Origin of the sequence: Salinivibrio sp. EAGSL (assembly GCF_013366455.1) — a bacterium.
GTDB classification, from domain to species: Bacteria; Pseudomonadota; Gammaproteobacteria; order Enterobacterales; family Vibrionaceae; genus Salinivibrio; species Salinivibrio costicola.
Genome location: NZ_JABWMG010000075.1, coordinates 1 through 280, shown reverse-complemented (window position 1 = coordinate 280; position 280 = coordinate 1). Strand labels below are relative to the sequence as shown.

1 protein-coding gene is annotated in these 280 nt (G+C 46.4%); it reads right to left on the bottom strand.

Features of this window, described 5'->3' with window-relative positions:
- Positions 1–280, bottom strand: a 280-nt coding sequence (locus HLG76_RS14860) for a transposase (protein ID WP_217706609.1), incomplete at both ends; no start/stop codon positions are given.

Sequence of the window (280 nt, the reverse complement as noted above, 5' to 3'; positions counted from 1 at the left end):
GGATTACATTGCATCGCAGACATCATCGCCATATACAACACGGTACGAACTTGAGCACGTCCACCTTGGATCACCCGTTTGCCTTTATATCGCCCACTTTCTTTTGTCACGGGTGCAACACCAATGAGAGATGCCGCTTGTTTGTTAGTTATATAGCCCAGCTCAGGGACGTTACTGATGATAGATGCTGCCGCAATGCTGCCAATGCCAGGCACGCTTTGTAAGAGCGTATTTTTAGTCTGATATTCAGGGCATGCTTCAATCAACTTCACGAGTTTTT